19 protein-coding genes and 3 tRNA genes are annotated in these 13240 nt (G+C 32.1%); 4 read left to right on the forward strand and 18 right to left on the reverse strand.

Annotation, left to right across the window (positions count from 1 at the left end):
- Positions 1–127: 127 nt before the first annotated feature.
- The 3 genes from dnaA to H1R17_RS00015 are packed head-to-tail and all read left to right on the forward strand — an operon-like array spanning position 128 to position 2768.
- A complete protein-coding gene (dnaA, locus tag H1R17_RS00005; protein ID WP_163430945.1) occupies positions 128–1567 on the forward strand; it encodes a chromosomal replication initiator protein DnaA in 1440 nt (479 codons plus the stop codon).
- The gene (locus H1R17_RS00010; RefSeq protein WP_163430582.1) at positions 1567–2028 is read left to right on the forward strand and encodes a low molecular weight protein-tyrosine-phosphatase; all 462 of its coding nucleotides are present in this window, start codon (positions 1567–1569) and stop codon (positions 2026–2028) included. Before dnaA ends, H1R17_RS00010 begins: the two co-directional genes overlap by 1 nt.
- A gap of 23 nt (positions 2029–2051) precedes the next feature.
- Positions 2052–2768, forward strand: a complete 717-nt coding sequence (locus H1R17_RS00015; RefSeq protein WP_163430580.1) for an SAM-dependent methyltransferase — start codon at positions 2052–2054, stop codon at positions 2766–2768.
- A gap of 19 nt (positions 2769–2787) precedes the next feature.
- Here H1R17_RS00015 and H1R17_RS00020 read toward each other — a convergent pair whose 3' ends face one another.
- Complete coding sequence (locus tag H1R17_RS00020; RefSeq protein WP_163430578.1) at positions 2788–3099, reverse strand: DUF6787 family protein; 312 nt, start codon at positions 3097–3099, stop codon at positions 2788–2790.
- A 39-nt stretch (positions 3100–3138) separates the two neighbouring features.
- The gene (locus tag H1R17_RS00025) at positions 3139–3543 is read right to left on the reverse strand and encodes a DUF6146 family protein (protein WP_163430577.1); all 405 of its coding nucleotides are present in this window, start codon (positions 3541–3543) and stop codon (positions 3139–3141) included.
- A 57-nt stretch (positions 3544–3600) separates the two neighbouring features.
- Here H1R17_RS00025 and prfB point away from each other — a divergent pair.
- Positions 3601–4699 (forward strand): peptide chain release factor 2 gene (prfB, locus tag H1R17_RS00030; protein ID WP_163430576.1). Its coding sequence is split into 2 segments (ribosomal slippage): positions 3601–3663 and positions 3665–4699, totalling 1098 coding nucleotides; the frame shifts between segments, so codons are not numbered across the junction.
- A gap of 50 nt (positions 4700–4749) precedes the next feature.
- Here prfB and H1R17_RS00035 read toward each other — a convergent pair.
- The 16 genes from H1R17_RS00035 to H1R17_RS00110 all read right to left on the reverse strand — a co-directional run bounded on the left by H1R17_RS00035 (position 4750) and on the right by H1R17_RS00110 (position 13240).
- A tRNA-Thr gene (locus H1R17_RS00035) sits at positions 4750–4823 on the reverse strand.
- 32 nt (positions 4824–4855) lie between these two features.
- Positions 4856–4929 (reverse strand) — tRNA-Thr (locus H1R17_RS00040).
- A gap of 38 nt (positions 4930–4967) precedes the next feature.
- Positions 4968–5041 (reverse strand) — tRNA-Thr (locus H1R17_RS00045).
- A gap of 79 nt (positions 5042–5120) precedes the next feature.
- A complete protein-coding gene (locus H1R17_RS00050; RefSeq protein ID WP_163430574.1) occupies positions 5121–5387 on the reverse strand; it encodes a hypothetical protein in 267 nt (88 codons plus the stop codon).
- An 11-nt stretch (positions 5388–5398) separates the two neighbouring features.
- Complete coding sequence (locus tag H1R17_RS00055; RefSeq protein ID WP_220458646.1) at positions 5399–6409, reverse strand: type I phosphomannose isomerase catalytic subunit; 1011 nt, start codon at positions 6407–6409, stop codon at positions 5399–5401.
- A gap of 70 nt (positions 6410–6479) precedes the next feature.
- On the reverse strand, positions 6480–6890 hold the full coding sequence (locus tag H1R17_RS00060) for a 6-carboxytetrahydropterin synthase (protein WP_163430571.1): 411 nt from the start codon (positions 6888–6890) through the stop codon (positions 6480–6482).
- Between the two features lie 2 nt (positions 6891–6892).
- Positions 6893–7420, reverse strand: coding sequence for an isopentenyl-diphosphate Delta-isomerase (gene idi / locus H1R17_RS00065; protein ID WP_163430943.1), 528 nt, complete (start codon positions 7418–7420; stop codon positions 6893–6895).
- An 89-nt stretch (positions 7421–7509) separates the two neighbouring features.
- Positions 7510–8811: a T9SS type A sorting domain-containing protein gene (locus tag H1R17_RS00070; RefSeq protein WP_163430569.1), complete on the reverse strand. Its 1302-nt coding sequence runs from the start codon at positions 8809–8811 to the stop codon at positions 7510–7512.
- Positions 8812–8884: 73 nt separating this feature from the next.
- Positions 8885–9202, reverse strand: a complete 318-nt coding sequence (locus H1R17_RS00075; protein WP_163430567.1) for a DUF721 domain-containing protein — start codon at positions 9200–9202, stop codon at positions 8885–8887.
- Positions 9195–9614 carry a hypothetical protein gene (locus H1R17_RS00080; RefSeq protein WP_163430565.1) on the reverse strand — a complete coding sequence of 140 codons (420 nt, stop codon included), beginning with the start codon at positions 9612–9614 and terminating at the stop codon, positions 9195–9197. Before H1R17_RS00080 ends, H1R17_RS00075 begins: the two co-directional genes overlap by 8 nt.
- Entirely contained in the window at positions 9614–10567 is a 954-nt protein-coding gene (gene ftsY, locus H1R17_RS00085; RefSeq protein ID WP_163430563.1) for a signal recognition particle-docking protein FtsY, read from the reverse strand. The genes H1R17_RS00080 and ftsY overlap by 1 nt, the downstream gene beginning before the upstream one ends.
- A 128-nt stretch (positions 10568–10695) precedes the next feature.
- Positions 10696–10848 (reverse strand): DUF4295 domain-containing protein, encoded by a 153-nt coding sequence (locus tag H1R17_RS00090; protein WP_163430561.1) that lies wholly within the window; start codon positions 10846–10848, stop codon positions 10696–10698.
- 12 nt (positions 10849–10860) lie between these two features.
- Positions 10861–11049, reverse strand: coding sequence for a 50S ribosomal protein L33 (rpmG, locus tag H1R17_RS00095; RefSeq protein WP_091095086.1), 189 nt, complete (start codon positions 11047–11049; stop codon positions 10861–10863).
- Between the two features lie 28 nt (positions 11050–11077).
- On the reverse strand, positions 11078–11314 hold the full coding sequence (gene rpmB / locus H1R17_RS00100; RefSeq protein WP_091095089.1) for a 50S ribosomal protein L28: 237 nt from the start codon (positions 11312–11314) through the stop codon (positions 11078–11080).
- A 61-nt stretch (positions 11315–11375) separates the two neighbouring features.
- Positions 11376–12629: a CinA family nicotinamide mononucleotide deamidase-related protein gene (locus tag H1R17_RS00105; RefSeq protein WP_163430559.1), complete on the reverse strand. Its 1254-nt coding sequence runs from the start codon at positions 12627–12629 to the stop codon at positions 11376–11378.
- Positions 12629–13240 carry a fumarylacetoacetate hydrolase family protein gene (locus H1R17_RS00110; protein WP_163430557.1) on the reverse strand — a complete coding sequence of 204 codons (612 nt, stop codon included), beginning with the start codon at positions 13238–13240 and terminating at the stop codon, positions 12629–12631. The genes H1R17_RS00105 and H1R17_RS00110 overlap by 1 nt, the downstream gene beginning before the upstream one ends.

Genomic DNA, 13240 nt, shown 5'->3' on the forward strand with positions numbered 1-13240 from the left:
TTATTTCTAAAAATCAAATAGTAAAATCATTTTTTTTGATGATTTTTATTCACATATTTGTAAATGTAAATGTGTTTTATGTAACTCTTTAAAACACATCATGATTAACATTATTATCTCTAAAAAAATGCTTGACTATACACAAGAAACCGCAATATCTGTTTGGAATCGTTGTCTACAATTCATACAAGACAACATTGGCGACCAGGCGTTCAAAACTTGGTTTGAACCAATTGAGGCTATTGAGTTAACTGAAAATGCTTTGTATATTCAAGTTCCTAGTAAATTCTTCTACGAATGGTTAGAAGAACATTATGTAAAGGTACTAAAATCTGCACTAACAAAGGAGCTTGGTCCTAAAGCAAAGTTATTGTATAAAATTAAAATGGAAAATACTTCGGGAGCGAAACAACCGTTTACCGAGCAATTACCTAGTACACAGAGAGAACCTGTTAAAACGCAAGAACTGGATGTTCCGGTTCAGCAAAAAAATCCTGAATTAAAAAATCCGTTTGTTATTCCAGGTATTCGAAATGTAAAAATTGAATCGCAATTAAATTCAAATTACAGTTTTGATAATTTCCTAGAAGGCGAATCAAACCGTTTGGCACGTAGTGCAGGTATGGCTGTAGCAAACAAACCGGGTGGTACAGCTTTTAACCCTTTATTGGTTTATGGCGGTGTTGGTTTGGGTAAAACACACTTAGCACACGCTATTGGTGTAGAAATTAAAGAAAAGCATCCTGAAAAAACAGTTTTATATATTTCTGCCGAAGTTTTTACACAACAATATGTAGATTCGGTTAGAAAGCAAACAAGAAACGATTTCATTTATTTTTATCAATTAATTGATGTGTTAATTGTAGATGATATTCAGTTTTTATCAGGAAAATCGGGTACACAAGATGTATTCTTCCATATTTTTAACTATTTACATCAAAACGGAAAACAGGTAATTTTAACTTCGGATAAAGCACCTGTTGATATGCAAGATATTGAGCAACGTTTATTATCTCGTTTCAAATGGGGATTATCGGCGGAAATCATGCATCCCGATTTTGAAACTCGTGTAAACATCTTAAAAAATATTTTATACCGTGATGGTGTTGAAATGCCAAACGACGTTATTGAATATGTTGCAAAACACGTTAAAACAAACGTTCGTGAATTAGAAGGCGCTATTATTTCGTTAATTGCACAATCATCATTCAATAAAAAAGAAGTTACCATTGAGTTAGCTAAAAATGTTATTGAAAAGTTTGTTAAGAATGTTCGCAAAGAAATTTCGATTGATTACATTCAAAAAATTGTTTCTGATTATTTTGAATTAGATATTGAAACTTTATGTTCTAAATCAAGAAAGCGCAACATTGTACAAGCCAGACAATTAGCTATGTTTTTTGCTAAAAAATACACTAAATCGTCTTTAGCAAATATTGGTTCGCAAATTGGCGATCGTGACCACGCAACGGTTTTACACGCTTGCAAAACGGTTGACAATTTATTAGAAACCGATAAAGAATTTAAAGCACATTTCGAAGACATCAACAAAAAATTATCGATGTAATGACAAAGATTTTAATGGTTTGTTTAGGAAACATTTGTCGATCGCCTTTGGCAGAAGGTATTTTAAAATCAAAGTTTACTAATTCAACTATTTTTGTAGATTCTGCTGGCACTGGTGCTTGGCATTCTGGCGAGTTACCCGATAAACGATCAATAGCTGTTGCAAAAAAATACGGTATTGATTTAACCGATCAACGTGCGCGCTTATTTTTAGTAGAAGATTTTGATGCATTTGATAAAATTTATGTAATGGATAAAAGCAATTACGTAAATGTATGCAGATTGGCTCCTTCACCAGATTACATTGAAAAAGTTGAATTAATTTTAAACGAAAGTAATCCGGGAAAAGATTTAGAAGTACCTGATCCTTACTATGGCGGCAATCAAGGTTTTGAAAATGTTTACCAAATGCTAAACGAAGCTTGCAATAAAATAAAAGAAAAAATTGAAAACGCTTACTAAGCGTTTTTTTTACATTTATAACTATGACACCATTAGGTACCTTATATTTAATTCCGGTAATGTTAGGAGACGAATCTCCTGCTACAGATGTTTTACCAGCAACAGTTGCACGTGCTGTTTCATTGCTTGATGACTATGTGGTTGAAAACAGTAAAGTAGCGCGTAAATTTATAAAGGCTATTTATCCTGAAAAGGTGCAGTCGACATTGAATTTGTTTGAATTAAACAAACATACCGATGCTAAAGAATTAAAAACGTTTATTCAACCTTTGTTAGACGGTAAAAACATGGGATTAATGAGTGATGCAGGTTGCCCAGGTGTTGCCGATCCTGGTGCCGTAATTGTTGCTATGGCACACGAAAAAGGCATTAAGGTAGTTCCGCTTGTAGGACCATCTTCTATTCTACTTTCGTTAATGGGTTCAGGAATGAACGGTCAATCGTTTACTTTTAACGGCTATCTTCCTATTGACAAAGGCGAAAAAAAAACGATGTTAAAAAATTTAGAAAAATGGTCGTTTGAAAGAGACCAATCTCAAATTTTTATTGAAACACCTTACCGAAACAATCAATTAATAGAGGAAATGGTACAAATATTACAACCTAGCACATTAATATGTGTAGCTTGTGATTTAACCTTACCAACTGAAGTTATGCTAACAAAACCTGTTAGTTTTTGGAAAAAACATAAAATTGATTTACACAAACGTCCGTGTATTTTTATTATTCATAAAAAATAAGCGAAACTTAAAGTTTCGCTTATTTTTTTATTCCATATAAAAAGCCTAACCGCATACGGATAAGCATCTTTTTAACAAAATTCCAGAAAAAGGTATGTTGAAAGAAAACTGTTCCAATAATAATCAACAATACTTTGTAAACAGGCAAAATTAAAATTAGTGATAACGGCCAATAAATTAACGGATGCAAACTATCTTTTGTAATACCAATTAACTCTAAAACAGGTCGTGTAATATAAGCAGAAGTACTTCCGGTTATAGCAAAAACAATTAATATTATAATGAATTGAAAGTTAGATGTTATCCCCCATTTTTCTTTTAAAGAAGCCATTTTCATGTTGTATTAAAATCAAGCAAAGATAGTAATAATTTAGTCTAACTTTAAATTATTAACTTGTTGAAAATACAACAAATAATGATACAACATATAATTTACTTCATAACCATATCTGGTTTGATTATTATAATCAATGGTATATTCTATTTTACTATTCATACGCATAGCTCGGGCGTTCCACTCTTGTATCCATCTACGGTTTTTAGTTTCTAAAAAAGTTAAATCATAATATCCTTTAGGCTTTCTATTTGTTGTAAACCAGCGCTCAAAACCAGTATCCATAATAATTACTTCATACTCCAAATCAGGATTAGAAAGCGTTATTTTTCCGTTTTCAACTTTAGTTGTTCCTTTATCAATTGCATCTGTTTTCGATTGAGCAACACAACTCACAAAACCAAAAAACAACACATAGATTAACAGTTTAAATAGTTTCATTTTTTTATTATTTAAGATAGCAGTACATTTACCAATATAACAAAAATCATACTAAAAATGGTTACAACAGATCAAATAAAAGGTCTTATTGATCGCCTTGGTGCGTTAAGGAGGTATCTTTGACATCGATCATAAATTGATTGAAATTCAAAACGAAGAAGAAAAAACGTTTGCGCCTGACTTTTGGAACAACGCAAAAGAAGCCGAAATCATTGTTCGAAACATTCGTTCTAAAAAGAAATGGGTTGAAGGATATGAAAGTGGCGCTTCAAAATTAGAAGAATTACAGATTTTAATGGAGTTTTTTAACGAAGGGGATGCAACCGAAGAAGAGGTTCAATTACAATTTGAAGCAACGCTTGAAATTATTGAAGACCTAGAGTTTAAAAACATGTTATCTGATGAAGGCGACAGCATGAGTGCTGTTTTACAAATTACAGCTGGTGCAGGTGGTACCGAAAGTTGTGATTGGGCAGCTATGTTAATGCGTATGTATTTAATGTGGGGCGAAAAAAACGGTTACAAAATTAAAGAATTGAATTTTCAAGAAGGCGATGTTGCTGGTATTAAAACGGTTACTCTAGAGTTTGAAGGCGAATATTCTTTTGGTTACTTAAAAGGCGAAAACGGTGTACATCGTTTGGTACGTATTTCTCCGTTTGATAGTAACGCAAAGCGCCACACGTCATTTGCTTCGGTTTATGTTTATCCGTTAGCTGATGATACTATTGAAATAGACATCAACCCGTCTGATATTTCGTGGGAAACAATGCGTTCATCGGGTGCTGGTGGGCAAAACGTAAATAAAGTAGAAACAGCAGTGCGTTTACGCCACCACCCTTCAGGTATTATTATTGAAAACTCAGAAACACGTTCACAGCTTGACAATAAAACAAAAGCTATGCAATTACTTAAATCGCAATTGTATGAGATTGAATTAAAAAAACGACAAGCAAAGCGCGATGAAATTGAAGCCAATAAAATGAAAATTGAATGGGGTTCGCAAATTAGAAATTATGTGATGCATCCTTACAAATTAGTAAAAGATGTAAGAACACAATTTGAAACAAGCGATGTTGACAGCGTTATGAATGGTGGATTAGATCCTTTTCTAAAAGCTTATTTAATGATGATGGGCCAGAAAGAAGAAAACTAAATAAAAACAAAAAACTCCTAAGAAATCTTAGGAGTTTTCAATTTACTGAGAGCCTCTAGAGGGACTCGAACCCACGACCTGCTGATTACAAATCAGCTGCTCTAGCCAGCTGAGCTACAGAGGCAGTAAATGTATTCTATCAAATTGAAAATCTAGAGCCTCTAGAGGGACTCGAACCCACGACCTGCTGATTACAAATCAGCTGCTCTAGCCAGCTGAGCTACAGAGGCAACTATATTTTAAGATTTTCAATTTGTTAAAGAACTTGAGCCTCTGGAGGGACTCGAACCCACGACCTGCTGATTACAAATCAGCTGCTCTAGCCAGCTGAGCTACAGAGGCGACTCATTTACGGTTGCAAATATACTGCTGTTTTTGGTATTTGCAAGGTGTTCCGTAAATTTTTTTTTACTTTTTTTTATTATAAAGAATTGATTTTTTCAACTAATTGATTAGCAGTTCCTTCTAAATCTGAATAAATTCCTTTAAAGTGTGCTTTTTTATTCTCAACCTTTTTATCGTTAACTCTTGCAATTAAAGAATCAAATTTTTCAATAGCTTCGTCGATAATTCCTTGAGATTGATCTGTTGGTTTTCCTGCTGTAGACATTTCCCAAATGTATACTGCCTCAATAATATCTCCTAATACAAAATTGATATCTTTTTTTAAATTTCTAACGTTTGCCATAATTTCTATTATTATAAATTAATATATACTTCTAAAAGTGTTGCTTTTCCTTCTATTTTAAATTGGGTACATTTTGCGGGTACTAAAACAGTATCTCCTTCTTTAAAAGAAAACTGCTCGTCATTAATGAATAAACAAAAATCACCCTCGGTACAAATGTACACCAAAAAATAATCGTCTGTTTTATTAACGTTATAAGTTGTTGTTAAGGGAAGGTAGTTTGTTGTAAAAAACGGACAATCAACTAAATTATTAGCTTGATTATTATCTTTTGTATAGTTGATTTTTGGATCTTTACTTTCGTAATTAATAGCATCTAATGCCAAATCAACATGTAATTCACGTTCATTTCCTTGATCATCTACCCTATCCCAATCGTACACACGATACGTAATATCTGATGTTTGTTGAATTTCTGCTAACAAAATACCGCCACCAATAGCATGAATAGTACCTGTTTCAATAAAAAAGACATCCCCTTTTTTTACATAATACTCTTTTAAAACAGTAGGAAGTGTTTTGTTTGCTAAATGTTGCAAATATTCATCAGCAGAACTATCTTTTTCAAAACCTAAAATAATGCGTGCATTCTCATCAGCCTGCATAATATACCACATTTCGGTTTTACCAAAAGTATTGTGGCGTTTTTTAGCTAACTCGTCATTAGGATGTAATTGTATAGACAAATCGGTTTTAGCATCTAAAAACTTAAAAAGCAACGGAAATTGATTTCCATATTTTGCATACACTTTCTTTCCTAAAATTTCTTCTGGAAATAAATGTACCAAATCGGCTATTGTTTGTCCTTGATAAATACCCGATGTAGCAATATTTACATCATTATCTATCATGGAAATTTCCCAACTTTCGCCAATAGTATTGCTTGGTAAATTTTTACCTAAAGTAGTTAGTTTAGTTCCTCCCCAAATACGATCCTTAAGAATAGGCTGAAAATGAAGTGGATAACTAACAAATTCACTTGTATTTAAAGATTTATTTATATGTTTTATTTTTGAATTCAAGTTTGAATGCTTTGCGCTGAAATTAAGTCGGCAATTTACGAATTTTATTAACAGATTTTGTTTAAAAAAATCATAAACCGCAATACTTTACAAAATTTCTTGGGGTTTCGTACAAAGTAATTTCCAAATCAAGTTTTACAGGCAATTGTTTTCTTAATTTATGCCAAATAACATACGCAATATGCTCTGCTGTAGGATTTAAATCGGCAAATTCAGTTACATCTAAGTTTAAGTTTTTATGATCAAAAGGCAATTCTACTTCATTATAAATTAAATCGCTTAAATCTTTGATATCAATCACATAACCTGTTTCTGGGTCAACAGTACCTGTTACCTCAACAATTAACTCATAATTATGACCGTGAAAGTTAGGATTGTTGCATTTACCAAAAACGTTTTGGTTTTTTTCATCAGACCAATCTTTTCGATACAAACGATGCGCAGCATTAAAATGCGCTTTTCTGCAAACAGTAACTCTCATTCTTATTTCTTTTGAGATTCAATGAAATGATAAAACTGATCAAAAATAATTTTAAACCACTCCGTATAAACTGCTGGTTGTTTTTTCATATCCTCTTTTATACTTTCAATAGACATCCATTTCCAAGATGCTACTTCATCAAGATTAATTTCGGGAGCATTATTTGAATATCCAACAAGTACATGATCATACTCATGCTCTGTTAAACCATTATCAAAAGGTGCTTTGTAGATGAATGAAAACAACTCTTTTAAGGGAACTGAAAAACCCATTTCTTCTTGTAAACGGCGCTGACCTGCTGCTATGTTACTTTCACCATCACGTTGATGACTACAACATGTATTGGTCCATAACATTGGCGAATGATATTTATGAGCTGCACGTTGCTGCAACATTACCTCATTTTTATCATTTAATATAAAAACAGAAAATGCTCTGTGCAACAAAGCCTCTTGATGCGCTTGCATTTTTGGCATTAAACCAATAGGTTCATCTTTTTCGTTTACTAAAACAACTTGTTCTTCGGTAATCATTTTATTTTTATAAGAAAATCAAATGTACCCATTTTATTGATAATAAAAAAACACTCTTTTTTTGAAAGAGTGTTTTTAAGAACTTATTATTTAACTACAATTCTACTTGTTGTTACTTGTCCGTCATAGGTTGAAACAATTAAGTAAACACCTGAAGCACTAAACGATGTTTCAAATTGATAGCTAGTACTATTGGTTACTTCTTGTTTTTTAATAAACTTACCATCTACTGTAAATACATGAATATTTAAATTAGTTGGTTTTGCAAAATTGTAAGCAACCGTAACATTTTCATTGATATTTGTTGGGTTTGGATACGCATTTACTTCTGTTTTATTAACAATTTCAGGTTTGGTAGTTTCTTTTGCTTTTGTAGCATACGAAATAGTAAATGTATCTGATCCACTTCCATCAGCATCAAACATTACATTTTCAAAAACCAATTGATTTCCTTCTACCTTTCCTTGAAAACGTGTATTATTTGCTGCATTTTCAAAATTAGACGAAGCGTTTAAAACCAATTCATATACGCCTGTGCTTTTTAAATTATCCAAATTAAACTTCAACGTACTTAAGTTTGCTTTTGCATTTGTTTGCACCAACCATGAAGCATCTAAAATTTCAGCATCGTTTGTATTTGTAAACGATTGTTTTTCATTATTGGTACCAATTAACAAATATTCATTATTAGCAAAACCATTGCTTGAAATTTCTAAACGTTTATCAACAGAATTGCTCGTTTGTAATTTATTCAATCCAAAATAATCGCTTCTACCAACACCTGTAATAAATTGGTTGTACGTTTTATTTAATTGATTATTCCAAATTGATATTCCGTTAGCATCTACATAATTACCATCATTTATTAACGAAATTCCGTATTTTAATGATAAGTAGGTTTGTACTTGCTGATGATCTAAATCGGTAAAAGCATCGTTTACATAAATAACTTCGTAAACATCTGTTAAATCGTTTTGCTTATCGCTTACAGTTACAAAATTCTTGTCGCCACTTGCATTAGGATAATTAAAACCATATTTCACAATAGCACCTGTTCTGCGCTTTTGATCAATTGTTTTTGGGTCGTTATAATTAATATTATGCGTAGTTACAGTGTGTTGGTAACATGTAAAAGTAAAATTTAACAAATCTTTTTCAACACCATCTTCAGATTTAAAAACCACATAGAAGTTTGAATTACCCGAACCTATTTCTGTTGTTAACGATTGTTTTACATTGCCATTAATAGAAGCATTTTTGTTTAACGTTTGCTTGCTATTTTGCGTTTTATCAGGCTTAATCCAAAACGATGCTCTGTTCTCAAACTTTTGTGCAAAAGAGAAAGATGATGCTAATAAAACGGCTGCTAAAAGTATTTTTCTTTTCATAATGTTTTGTATTTTAATCGAATATACAAATTAAATCATAACAAAATAAAAAAAACTCATAGAATTTATGAGTTTATCTTAATATTATTTTTGTGACTATTTCTTTACCTAAATCTTCGTTAATCATTTTGATTATTTTATCTAAACCATAGCTTAATTCTTCTCTTAAAACATCAGACGTTAAAGCAACAAATAAGGTCGATTTTCGCAATTCAACCTGCAAAGTATAGGTTGCAATTCCTGGTCCTAATAAACGAATCCAAGCTTCCCTAACATTTACTTTATCAATTCCTTTATCTAAATTATACCCTTGAATCATCTTTCCTAATACATCTTGTACAGAAGATTGCTCATGAGAACGTTTGTAAGGATTAAACTTTTTATTATTCATTGATTGTAATAGGTGTGGCTCTTTTGTAGGTATATTTTATATCGTTTGTATTGAGAACAACCAATTCGGTTTCGGTTAGTTTCTCAATTTTTTCGACCCATTTAGAATATTGTGTTTGATATTTTAAATAGGTTGCATTGGCAGAGTCTAAAATCACAAAGTTTTCCTGAATACCATTCGATGTTTTTTTTCCATCTAATTGAGGCACCACTTTGCTACGAGTTCCTTTTAATCCATTCAAAACAAAATAATCCATATTGTTATTTGATTGAAATTCTTTTGCATCACCATCGGCTGATTTTGCTTGACTAATTTCCCAATAACCATTCAAATGTTTTAAATCATCTGCTGCAATGGGTTTAGAACACGCAACTAAAAGAAGAACACTTGCTAAACTTAAACTCTTTTTCATTATTTAAAAAATGAATCTACAAATTCGTACTTATTAAACACTTGTAAATCTTCAATTCCTTCACCTACTCCAATGTATTTTACAGGAATTTGAAATTGATCAGAAATACCAATTACAACACCGCCTTTTGCAGTACCATCTAACTTTGTTACAGCTAATGATGAAACTTCGGTTGCAGCAGTAAATTGTTTGGCTTGCTCAAAAGCATTTTGTCCAGTAGAGCCATCTAAAACCAACATTACATCATGTGGTGCATCGCCAATAACTTTTTGCATTACGCGTTTTACCTTTGTAAGCTCGTTCATTAAACCTACCTTATTATGCAAACGCCCAGCGGTATCAATAATAACCACATCGGCATTTTGCGCCACAGCAGACTCTAACGTATCAAAAGCAACAGATGCCGGATCAGCCCCCATTTGCTGTTTTACAATAGGCACATTTACACGATCTGCCCAAATTTGCAATTGATCAATAGCTGCAGCTCTAAAAGTATCAGCAGCTCCTAAAACCACATTGTGACCAGCTTTTTTAAACTGATACGCCAATTTACCAATAGTTGTGGTTTTACCTACGCCATTTACGCCAACTACCATAATTACGTATGGTTTTTTATCTTTTGGAATTTCAAACTCAGTAGCTTCGCCTGATTTGGTTTCAGATAATAAACTCGAAATTTCTTCGCGTAAAATTTTATTTAACTCGTCTGTTCCAACATATTTGTCTTCAGAAACGCGTTTTTCAATACGGTCAATGATTTTTAATGTGGTATTTACACCAACATCCGAAGTAATTAAAACATCTTCTAAATCATCTAAAACATCATCATCAACTTTTGATTTACCTGCGACCGCTTTGGTTAATTTATCAAAAAAAGACGATTTAGATTTTTCAAGACCTTTATCAAGTGTTTCTTTCTTTTCTGATGAAAATAAACGCTTAAAAAAACTCATAAGTATACATTTTTAAACAACAAATATACAGATATTAATTTGAATTATTTATTAACAAATGTACTTGTAGAAAATAAAAAAAGCTACCTAATAAATTAGATAGCTTTTGATGTTTTTTTGTTGAATGCTTATTTCTTTTTTAAGAACTCATCAACTAATTCAGGAGCCATAACTGCTTCTACGAACGTGTAAGCGCCTGTTTTTGGAGATTTAACCATTTTAATAGCTTTGGTTAATTTTTTAGATGCTCCTTGTAATGTTGCTACGGTTTTCTTTGCCATGACTAACTAAAATTATTTAATTTCTTTATGAACAGTTACTCTTTTTAAGATAGGGTTGAATTTTTTAATTTCCATTCTATCTGGAGTATTTTTTTTGTTTTTTGTTGTAATATAACGTGATGTACCTGGTAATCCAGTTGCTTTATGCTCAGTACATTCTAAAATTACTTGAATTCTATTTCCTTTTGCTTTCTTTGCCATTGTGATAAAAATTTAATGGTGAACTGAATTATTTTAATAATCCGTTTGCTTTAGCTTCTTTTAAAACTGCAGCAATACCTTTTTTGTTAATTGTTTTTAATGCAGATGTAGATACTTTTAAAGTTACCCATCTGTCTTCTTCAGCGATGTAGAAACGCTTTTTCACTAAGTTAACAGAAAACTTTCTCTTAGTTTTGTTCATAGCGTGTGACACGTTGTTCCCAACCATCGCGCGCTTTCCTGTAATTTGACAAACTCTTGACATTATTTCTTACTTTTAAAAATCAGAGTGCAAAGTAACACATTTTATTTTTTTGAACCAAATTTTATTTACTCTTTTTTAATTCTTTGTAAATTAACAGTAAACCTTTTTGAATTGCCTGCTCTATGACCTTATTTCGAGGTTGTCCTAACTGAAATGTTTTAGCAAAAACACCTTCTTCTGTAGCAATTGCAATACAAACTGTACCTACCTCCTTATCAGCATCGCCTTTTGACGGACCTGCATTACCTGTTGTTGCAATGGCATGAGTTGATTGATAGATACGCTGCGCACCCAAAGCCATTTCTTTAGCAACTTCTTCGCTTACCACTGAAAAATCATTAATGGTTTGTTGAGAAACTCCTAAAACAGCTACTTTAGATTCGGTAGCATACGTAACTGCACCTCCTTTTAAATATCTTGAAGCACCTTCTTTTTCAGCAAACTTCTGTGTAAAAAGTCCGCCTGTGCAACTTTCTGCAAACGAAATAGTCACTTTTTGTTGTATCAATTCCTCAATAACCGCATCAATTAATTGTACTGAATCGTCTTCTGAAATAATATAATCAGGGATTAATTTTTTTAATTTTTCGACTTGATTTTTCACAACTTGAGAAACATCCTCATCTTGCTTTCCTATTTTGGACAATCGTAAACGGACTGATCCTAATTGTGGTAAATACGCTAACGATATTGCATCATCTGCTAAAGAATTCTCCCAGTTTTCAATCATTTCGGCTAATAAACTTTCTCCTACCCCAGCTGTAACCACTGTATGATGGTAAATATTTTCTAACACAAAATGCTCTTTTATATATGGAAGTAATTTTTCGGTAATCAAAAACTTCATTTCAAAAGGCACGCCAGGTAACGATACAAAAGTTGTTTGCTCATTAACCAATAACATGCCAGGTGCTGTACCAACCTCGTTAAAAAGTACTTTTGCTTTGGAAGGAACATCGGCTTGTTGCGCATTAATTTCCGAAATAGGTTTATTGTAATATCCTTCTATTAATTTTTTAACGTGTTGATACACTTCTTCATTCCGAATCAATACATCCTTAAAATAATCAACTAATGTTTTCTTGGTAACATCGTCTTTTGTTGGACCTAAACCGCCTGTCATTACAACTAAATCGACTTGATTTTGATAGCGTTGTAACGTTTCTAAAATAGCTTCTTTTGTATCAGAAATTGCCACTTTTTCAACAATTTTACATCCAATATATTCTAATTGTTGTGCAATAAAAACACTATTGGTATCAATTACTTGACCAATTAATAACTCGTCGCCAATAGTTACAATAACCGCTTTCATTACAGTACTTTTATACCAAACATTTTTTTATCTTCAAGAAAACCCTCTAGTTCATCACCACTATTTACTTTGGCAACGCCTGCAGGAGTTCCTGTAAAAATGATATCGCCAATTTTTAAAGTAAAATATTGTGAAACGTAGGAAATTAATTCATCAATTTTCCAAAGCATATCTTGAGTATTTCCACTTTGAACCACCTCGCCGTTCTTACTTAATTGAAAAGAAAGGTTTTGAAGATCAGAAAATTGTTCTTTATCAACAAAATCACCCAAAACAGTAGCGCCGTCAAAACTTTTAGAAATTTCCCAAGGTAAACCTTTTGCTTTAAGCTTTGCTTGAACATCTCTGGCAGTAAAATCAATCCCCAAACCAATTTGGTTGTAATATTTATGTGCAAATTTTGGACTGATGTATTTACCCACCTTATTAATTTTAATCAAAACTTCTACTTCGTGATGTACATCATTGGAAAATTCAGGAATTACAAACGGAAAACCTTTTAACAAAATAGAAGTATCTGATTTTAAGAAAACTACAGGTTCATCAAGCTTTTGATTGGATAATTCATTGATATGATCGATGTAATTTCTGCCAACACAAATAATTTTCAT

This window comes from Flavobacterium sp. xlx-214 (assembly GCF_013874595.1).
Lineage (GTDB): Bacteria > Bacteroidota > Bacteroidia > Flavobacteriales > Flavobacteriaceae > Flavobacterium.

Excerpts from the sequence above, each read along its gene's own strand:
- rpmG (WP_091095086.1), bottom strand. The coding sequence starts at position 11,049 with ATGGCAAAGAAAGCAAAAGGAAATAGAATTCAAGTAATTTTAGAATGT.
- H1R17_RS00060 (WP_163430571.1), bottom strand. The coding sequence starts at position 6,890 with ATGAGAGTTACTGTTTGCAGAAAAGCGCATTTTAATGCTGCGCATCGT.
- rpmB (WP_091095089.1), bottom strand. The coding sequence starts at position 11,314 with ATGTCAAGAGTTTGTCAAATTACAGGAAAGCGCGCGATGGTTGGGAAC.
- H1R17_RS00050 (WP_163430574.1), bottom strand. The coding sequence starts at position 5,387 with ATGGCAAACGTTAGAAATTTAAAAAAAGATATCAATTTTGTATTAGGA.
- ftsY (WP_163430563.1), bottom strand. The coding sequence starts at position 10,567 with ATGAGTTTTTTTAAGCGTTTATTTTCATCAGAAAAGAAAGAAACACTT.
- H1R17_RS00090 (WP_163430561.1), bottom strand. The coding sequence starts at position 10,848 with ATGGCAAAGAAAACCGTAGCAACATTACAAGGAGCATCTAAAAAATTA.
- H1R17_RS00025 (WP_163430577.1), bottom strand. The coding sequence starts at position 3,543 with ATGAAACTATTTAAACTGTTAATCTATGTGTTGTTTTTTGGTTTTGTG.
- H1R17_RS00105 (WP_163430559.1), bottom strand. The coding sequence starts at position 12,629 with ATGAAAGCGGTTATTGTAACTATTGGCGACGAGTTATTAATTGGTCAA.
- H1R17_RS00070 (WP_163430569.1), bottom strand. The coding sequence starts at position 8,811 with ATGAAAAGAAAAATACTTTTAGCAGCCGTTTTATTAGCATCATCTTTC.
- H1R17_RS00015 (WP_163430580.1), top strand. The coding sequence starts at position 2,052 with ATGACACCATTAGGTACCTTATATTTAATTCCGGTAATGTTAGGAGAC.
- H1R17_RS00110 (WP_163430557.1), bottom strand. The coding sequence starts at position 13,240 with ATGAAAATTATTTGTGTTGGCAGAAATTACATCGATCATATCAATGAA.
- H1R17_RS00010 (WP_163430582.1), top strand. The coding sequence starts at position 1,567 with ATGACAAAGATTTTAATGGTTTGTTTAGGAAACATTTGTCGATCGCCT.
- H1R17_RS00020 (WP_163430578.1), bottom strand. The coding sequence starts at position 3,099 with ATGGCTTCTTTAAAAGAAAAATGGGGGATAACATCTAACTTTCAATTC.
- dnaA (WP_163430945.1), top strand. The coding sequence starts at position 128 with ATGCTTGACTATACACAAGAAACCGCAATATCTGTTTGGAATCGTTGT.
- H1R17_RS00075 (WP_163430567.1), bottom strand. The coding sequence starts at position 9,202 with ATGAATAATAAAAAGTTTAATCCTTACAAACGTTCTCATGAGCAATCT.
- H1R17_RS00080 (WP_163430565.1), bottom strand. The coding sequence starts at position 9,614 with ATGAAAAAGAGTTTAAGTTTAGCAAGTGTTCTTCTTTTAGTTGCGTGT.